Source organism: Rhodococcus sp. A14 (assembly GCF_011603105.1).
In the GTDB taxonomy this organism is placed as follows: domain Bacteria; phylum Actinomycetota; class Actinomycetes; order Mycobacteriales; family Mycobacteriaceae; genus Rhodococcus_F; species Rhodococcus_F opacus.
This window is the reverse complement of the sequence record NZ_JAAOQS010000197.1, coordinates 1-7,066: the sequence shown is the minus strand read 5'-3', so window position 1 is coordinate 7,066 and position 7,066 is coordinate 1. Positions and strand designations below refer to the sequence as shown.

Here is a 7,066-nt window from a genome sequence, read left to right as displayed (position 1 = left end):
GCGCAGGTACTGGGTGATGGTGATGATGTCGCAGCCGGCGTCGTGCAGGTCGTGCAACGCCTGGGTGACCTCGTCGGGGGTTTCGCCCATGCCGAGGATGAGGTTGGACTTGGTGACGAGGTTGTCTTCGCGGGCGGCGGTGATCACGTCGAGGCTGCGCTGGTAGCGGAACGCGGGTCGGATCCGTTTGAAGATGCGGGGGACGGTTTCGACGTTGTGGGCGAGCACCTCGGGGCGGGTGGAGAACACCTCGGCGAGCTGGTCGGGCTTGGCGCCAAAGTCGGGGATGAGCAGTTCGACGCCGGTGCCGGGATTGAGCTGGTGGATCAGGCGGACGGTTTCGGCGTAGAGCCAGGCGCCGCCGTCGGGGAGGTCGTCGCGGGCGACGCCGGTGATGGTGGAGTAGCGCAGTCCCATCGCCTGGACGGACTCGGCGACGCGGCGGGGTTCGTCGCGGTCGAGGTCGTCGGGCTTGCCGGTGTCGATCTGGCAGAAGTCGCAGCGGCGGGTGCATTGCTGCCCGCCGATGAGGAAGGTCGCTTCGCGGTCTTCCCAGCATTCGTAGATGTTGGGGCAGCCGGCTTCTTCGCAGACGGTGTGCAAACCCTCACGTTTGACGAGGCTTTTGAGCTCGGAGTATTCCGGGCCCATCTTCGCTCTCGTCTTGATCCAGTTCGGTTTGCGTTCGATCGGAGTCTCCGCATTCCGGATCTCGAGGCGGAGCAGCTTGCGGCCGGGCGGGGCCTGCGGGGCGTCGGACGATGGTCTCGGTGTGGCAGTCACGTGTCGATTCCTGGGGGTAATTCCGCCGAACCGTGGTGCCGGAGGGTGACCACGGTTCGGCGGGATTGCTACATGTTGATCGGGCGGCCCAGCGCGGCCAGGACAGATTCGTGCATGGCCTCGGACAGCGTGGGGTGCGCGAAGATCACTTCCGCGAGATCGTCACCGGTGGCCTCCAGGGATCGGGCGATGCCGAAGCCCTGGATCTGCTCGGTGACATCGGGACCGACCATGTGGGCGCCCAGTAGTTCCCCGCTGTCGGCGTCGAAGATGGTCTTGACGAACCCGTCCGCTTCACCGATGGCGAGCGCCTTGCCGGAGGCCTGCAGATCGAACTGCCCGATCTGCAGGGAACGACCGGTCGCCCGCGCCTGGTCCTCGGTGAGGCCGAGGCTGGCGACCTGGGGCCGGGCGTACGTGCATCCGGGGACATAGTCCTTGTCCAGCGGTGTCACGTGCGGGTCACCCGCCAGCTTGTCGACACACAGCACACCTTCGTGGCCGGCCTTGTGAGCGAGGCACGGGGCGCCGGCGACGTCGCCGATGGCATAGACCCCGAATGCGGTCGTGCGGCACCACTGGTCGGTGGTGACGAAGCCGCGGTCGACCTCGACGCCGAGGTCCTCGAGTCCCAAATCCTCGACGTTGCCCTGGATGCCGGCTGCGACGAGAACCCGCTCCACGACACGCTGCTCGAGGGTTCCGTCCGCCGATCTCACCGTCACAGCGACGGAGTCCGCGCCGACCGTGAGTTCGGATACCGAGGCACCGGTGTGGATCTCGATCCCGCGCTTCTCGAACTGCCGGCGCACGTGGCCGGCCACCGCGGCGTCCTCGACGGGCATGATCTGCGGTGCCAGCTCTACGAGCGTGACCTCGCTGCCCAGATCGTGGTAGAGGCTGGCGAACTCGACGCCGATGGCACCGGACCCGATGACCAGCAACGACTTCGGAAGGTCCTGGGGAACCAGTGCGTCGAAGTAGGTCCAGACCCGATCGCCGTCCGGTGTCACCCCGGGCACCGACCGCGGGCGCGCACCCGTGGCCAGGATGATGTGGTCGGCCCGGTACTCGGTGAGCGGCGACGCCGAGTCCGCGCTCTCCCGGACCCCCACGACGCCCTTTCCGGTCAGGCGTGCGGTGCCGGTGATCATGTCGATACCGTTCTTCTTCATCAGATATCCGATGCCGTCGGACAACCGACCCGACACCCCACGGCTGAATTCGACCAGTTGTGCCATATCGAATTCCACACCACTGGTGGAGAATCCGAGCGGACGCAGATTTGCCAGCGTATGCGCCACGTCGGCGCCGTGAAGGAGTGCCTTGGTGGGGATGCAACCCCAGTTGAGGCAGATACCGCCGAGGCGGTCCCGTTCGATCACCGCGGTGCGGAGTCCGTGCTGAGCGGCGCGGATAGCGGCGACGTAGCCGCCGGGGCCGCTTCCGATTACCAGGACGTCGTATTTGTCAGTCATGGATACTCCCTAGACCAGCATCAATGCGGGTGACTCGACGAAGCGCCGCAGTTCCTGCAGGAACGTGGCGCCGAGGGCGCCGTCAATTACCCGGTGGTCGCAGGACAAGGTGACGGTGAGCACCGTGCGAGGCACGACCTGACCGTCGACGACGACGGGACGGTGCTGTCCGGCTCCGACGGCGAGGATGGCGCCCTGTGGTGGGTTGATGATCGCGTCGAATTCGCGCACCCCGAACATCCCGAGGTTCGAGATGGTGAACGTGCCGCCCTGGAACTCCGCAGGCGTCAGCTTGCCGGTCTTGGCCTTCGTCACCAGTGCGTGGACCTCACCGGAGATCTCGGCGAGGCTCTTGCTCTCCGCCCCGCGAACGATGGGCGTGATCAGACCCGACGGCAGGGCGACGGCCACCGAGATGTCGGCGGTGGAGAATCTCAGCACCGACTGTGCTGCTTCGTCGAACTGGACGTTGACATCGGGGACCTTGCGCAGCGCCGCCGCGCAGGCCTTGACGACGAAGTCGTTGACCGACAGCTTGACCGAGGGCACGGTCGCGTTGATCTCCTTGCGGAGCGCGAGGAGATTGTCGATCTCGAGGTCCACGGTGAGCCGGAAGTGCGGGGCGTTGCGCTTCGATTCCTGCAGACGCTGACCGATCGCCTTGCGCATCGAGTTGAACGGGATCGTCTCGAACTCGGGTGCCGTGTGCTGCGAGGTGTCCGCGCCGCCCGTGGACGCCGCCACCGGATCGGGAACGAGCCGGAACGTCCGTTCGGCTTCCCGGACATCTGCCTCGCAGACGCGTCCCCGCGAACCGGTGGCCCGGCAATCGTGCAGATTGATGCCGAGGGATTTCGCCAGTCGACGCGCCACCGGCGTCGCATCGATTCCGCTGTCGTCCTCGGAGGTGCGTCCGGGCACACCCGATCGGGTCGGAGACGGTGCCTCCGCGACGGTTCCACCTGCCGAGCGAATCGCGTCGTGGACATCCGCGACGGAGATCCGGCCTTCGCGACCGGTCCCGGCCACACGGCCCAGGTCGATCGACAATTCGTCTGCCAGTCGGCGGGAGTGTGGTGTCGCGAACACGTCACCCTTCGTCTGTCCCCGTAGCGAATCCGGGACGGCGGTTGTGCCGGGAGTCCTCGCCGACTCCTGTGCCGCCGGCGCCGACGGGGTGGGTGTCACGCGCGGTTCCGCGGGGGTGGGTTGTCCGCCCGGCGACCGCTCGGGCTCGGATGCGGGGACGGAATCCGCTCCGATGCCGGTCAGGAATTCCTCGATCTCGGCGTCGGAAACGGCCGCGTCAGCCGACACGGCCAGAACCGCACCCACCGGCAACGTGGCACCCGGCCTGGCGACGATGCGACGAAGCGCTCCGTCGAACGGCGCCTCCAACTCGTTGGTGATCTTGCTGGTCTCGATCTCGCAGATCAGATCGCCCTTCGAGAAGGGGGTTCCTTCGTCGATCAACCACTCGGTGACGGTGCCCTCGTCCATGGACAGGCCCCATTTGGGAACTTCGATCAGTTTGATGTCACTCATGGTCAGGCGGTCACCACCTTGCGTACCGCGGCCTCGATGCGTGCCGCGTTGGGAAGCCATGCCTGTTCGAGCACGGGGGAGAACGGCACCGGGGTGTGCGGTGGGGTGACCAGTTCGATCGGTGCCTTCAGCGAACCGAACGCCTTGGTGGCGATCAGCGCTGCGACGTCGTGGCCGAATCCGCATCGTGCCGCGGACTCGTCGACGATCACCACCCGCCCGGTGGACGCGACGGATTCGAGGATGCCCTCCTCGTCGAGGGGTGAGACGGTCCGCGGGTCGACCACTTCGACGGAGATGCCCTCGGTGGCAAGTTTGTCGGCGGCCGTGTTGGCGGCATTCACCATGGCCGAGAGCGCGATGATCGTGACGTCCGTGCCTTCCCGGGTGTAGTTGGCTACGCCGAACGGGATGGTGTACGGCTCGTCGGGCACCTCGCCCTTGAGGTCGTACAGCGTCTTGTGCTCGCAGAACACCACCGGGTCGTCATCGCGAATGGATTGGATGAGAAGGCCTTTGGCGTCGTACGCGTTGGACGGGGCCACCACCTTGAGGCCGGGCACCGCGGCGAACACGTTGTACGGGGACTGCGAATGCTGCGCAGCCGCCGAGAATCCGGCGCCGATCATGCCGCGCACCACGAGTGGGGTGCGGGCCTTCCCGCCGAACATGTAGCGGAATTTCGCGGCCTGGTTGTACAGGGCGTCGTAGCAGACCCCGAAGAAGTCCATGAACATCAGTTCGGCGACCGGACGGAGCCCGGTCAACGCCGCGCCGGCCGCCATGCCGATGATCGCGGACTCGGTGATCGGGGTGTCGATGACCCGGTCGGAACCGAATTCGGTCCACAAGCCCTTGGTCACACCCAGCACACCACCGAACGCCTCGAGCTTCCCGGACTCGAGTTCCGGATTGGTCCCCGCCTGACCACCACGCAGATCCTCACCGATCTGCACTACCGTCGCATCGCGTTCCATCTCCTGGGCGAGCGCGGCCTTGATTGCTTCGCGGTACGTCGTCTTCGACGTTGTCATCTCTGTTCTCACTCTCAGTACGACACGTAGACGTCGGTCAGAAGGTTCTCCAACGGCGGGTATTCGGCTTGCCGCGCCTTCGCGACGGCGTCGTCCACGCGGGCTCGTGCGTCGGAATCGATCGCGTCGAGTTCCTTCGCCGACACCTTCCTGCTGTCCGGGTGGTTGCGGAAATTCAGCAGCGGGTCTTTCGTCTTGCGCAGTTCCGCGACCTGATCCGCGGTGCGGTACAGCTGCGCGTCACCTTCGAAGTGCCCGTGCCAGCGGTACGCGATCGCCTCGATCGAGGTGGGCCCGCCTCCCATCCGGGCACGCTCGACGGCCTCACGGGTCGCCTCGTACACGGCGAAGAAGTCGGTTCCGTCGACGGTGACGGCGGGCATGCCGAAGGATGCCGCGCGGGAGGCGATGCTGGGTGCGCCGACGGCGTAGTCCCGTCCGGTGGCCTCGCCGAATCCGTTGTTCTCGGTGACGAAGATGATGGGAAGGTCGAGTACGACAGCCATGTTCATGGCCTCGAAGACCGTTCCCTGGTTGGAGCCACCGTCGCCGGTGAACGAGGCCGCGACGCCGCCGTTTCGCAGTGTCTTCGCGCTGAGCGCCGCACCGATGGCCAGGGAGGGTGCCCCGCCGACGATGGCGTTCGCGCCCAGCATGCCCACGGACAGGTCGGCGATGTGCATGGAACCGCCCTTGCCGTGGCAGAGGCCGTCGTCCTTGCCGAAGATCTCCGCCATCATTCCGTGGAGGTCGCACCCCTTGGCGATGCAGTGCCCGTGCCCGCGGTGGGTGGACCCGATGTAATCGGTGTCCTGCAGGTTCTCGCACACGCCGACGGCAATGGCTTCCTGCCCGGAGTACAGGTGAATGAAGCCCGGGATGTCGCCGGTGGCGTTCTCTTCGTGGAGACGGTCTTCGAACGCGCGGATCTCGGACATCCTCCGATACGCGCTCAGTAGCGAGTTCTTGTTCAGCGCCATTGCACTCCCTTGGTTTCTCCGTTGTCGCCGGCTACGTCGGGGCCCGCCTCCGATCGCGCTGCGGCGTCGGAACGGTTGGTGCCTCGTGTAACCCGGGTCATGAATGTAGGGAGTTATGACGTGCGCAATAAACGTTGCAGCCGATTGCAATGGTTCGATCGAGGGATGTGAAACAACGACGCGGTCGAGGGTCATCGAAAGCTCGTCAGTGACAACATTCCTGACGTGATCACCGCCAACGGCGACAGACCCCACTGGCACCGCCTGGTCGACAGACTCGGACTACCTGACGGCGCTCCACACCAAGGTCGTGGAGGAAGCGAGGGAACTCCGGGAAGCGTCACCGGAGGAGCGGGTGTTCGAGCTCGCCGATCTTCTCGAGGTGACCACCTCTTCCGTTTAGAGAAGTGGATCTGGGAGACGGTCTCGATAGCGCAGACCCCGACCCCGATCAGCCAGCAGGCCCGAATCGACCCGGTCGGCCACGGTACACCTAAGGGGGCGTAGATGATTCGCCGCCTGACTCGATAGAATTCTGAGTTGGAGGCCGGTCCAAGATTCCTGGTGGAACGTGAGGCTATGCCGCGTGCCGCGGGGAAAGCCGTTGTGCCCGTGTCGGTGAACCCATCTTGCGGTAGGAACCTCTTGTGTTTGCGGTGATCGGCCCGGTCAGCGCCAGAGGGGGCGTGCCGCTTTCAGCGCCGCCTGCCACTGACCGTTCAGGTGTTCGGCCTGCTCGTCGCCGATCTGCAGTTCCTGTTGGTAGAGGATGCCGAGTCCGAAGCTCGACTCCGCGGTGTGATCGTGCGCGTGGATGACGACCACGTCATCCAACGACTGTTCGCGCACGGACTGGACTTGACCGATGTCCGCACCGCCATCTTCGACCTGCACGGCGGGGAGGACGACGGGTTCGCGCTGCGCCCGGCATTGACCGCGATCGTCACCGAACAAACCGGTGAGAGCGGATTGCGCACCTCGGTGCGCCTGACCGGACCGCTGAGCGTGGTCACCAGCCCACTGGCCGACCATGCCGAAGCAGTGCTGCGGGAAGCACTGAGCAACGTCGTCCACCACGCCCACGCCCACCACGTCGATGTCACCGTCTCCGTCGGCGACGACCTCACCATCTGCGTCACCGACGACGGCATCGGCATCGCCCCGGCCGTCACGCGCAGCGGCCTGCACAACCTCACCATCCGCGCAGAGGAGGCCGGCGGCACCTGCACCCTCACCACCCCCACCC

General features: G+C 65.9%; 6 protein-coding genes and 1 pseudogene. 1 reads left to right on the top strand and 6 read right to left on the bottom strand.

The genetic code is table 11. The features are described from left to right. From G9373_RS44210 to G9373_RS47465, 6 genes are all read right to left on the bottom strand, one after another. Window positions 1-783 (bottom strand): lipoyl synthase (locus G9373_RS44210; RefSeq protein WP_167121140.1); only part of this gene is annotated, 783 nt, incomplete at its 3' end. A 68-nt stretch (window positions 784-851) separates the two neighbouring features. Next, window positions 852-2,261 (bottom strand): dihydrolipoyl dehydrogenase, encoded by a 1,410-nt coding sequence (gene lpdA / locus G9373_RS44205; RefSeq protein WP_120659593.1) that lies wholly within the window; start codon window positions 2,259-2,261, stop codon window positions 852-854. Between the two features lie 9 nt (window positions 2,262-2,270). Beyond that, window positions 2,271-3,806, bottom strand: coding sequence for a 2-oxo acid dehydrogenase subunit E2 (locus tag G9373_RS44200; RefSeq protein WP_005264257.1), 1,536 nt, complete (start codon window positions 3,804-3,806; stop codon window positions 2,271-2,273). A 2-nt stretch (window positions 3,807-3,808) separates the two neighbouring features. Beyond that, window positions 3,809-4,840 (bottom strand): alpha-ketoacid dehydrogenase subunit beta, encoded by a 1,032-nt coding sequence (locus G9373_RS44195; RefSeq protein ID WP_005243580.1) that lies wholly within the window; start codon window positions 4,838-4,840, stop codon window positions 3,809-3,811. A 14-nt stretch (window positions 4,841-4,854) separates the two neighbouring features. Beyond that, a complete protein-coding gene (locus G9373_RS44190) occupies window positions 4,855-5,820 on the bottom strand; it encodes a thiamine pyrophosphate-dependent dehydrogenase E1 component subunit alpha (RefSeq protein WP_005565109.1) in 966 nt (321 codons plus the stop codon). 669 nt (window positions 5,821-6,489) lie between these two features. Beyond that, window positions 6,490-6,669 carry a hypothetical protein gene (locus G9373_RS47465; protein WP_037207269.1) on the bottom strand — a complete coding sequence of 60 codons (180 nt, stop codon included), beginning with the start codon at window positions 6,667-6,669 and terminating at the stop codon, window positions 6,490-6,492. On the opposite strand from G9373_RS47465, the pseudogene G9373_RS44185 reads away from it, so the two are divergent. Next, a pseudogene (locus G9373_RS44185) lies at window positions 6,640-7,066 on the top strand (ATP-binding protein); the annotation flags it as partial. The gene G9373_RS47465 and the pseudogene G9373_RS44185 overlap by 30 nt on opposite strands.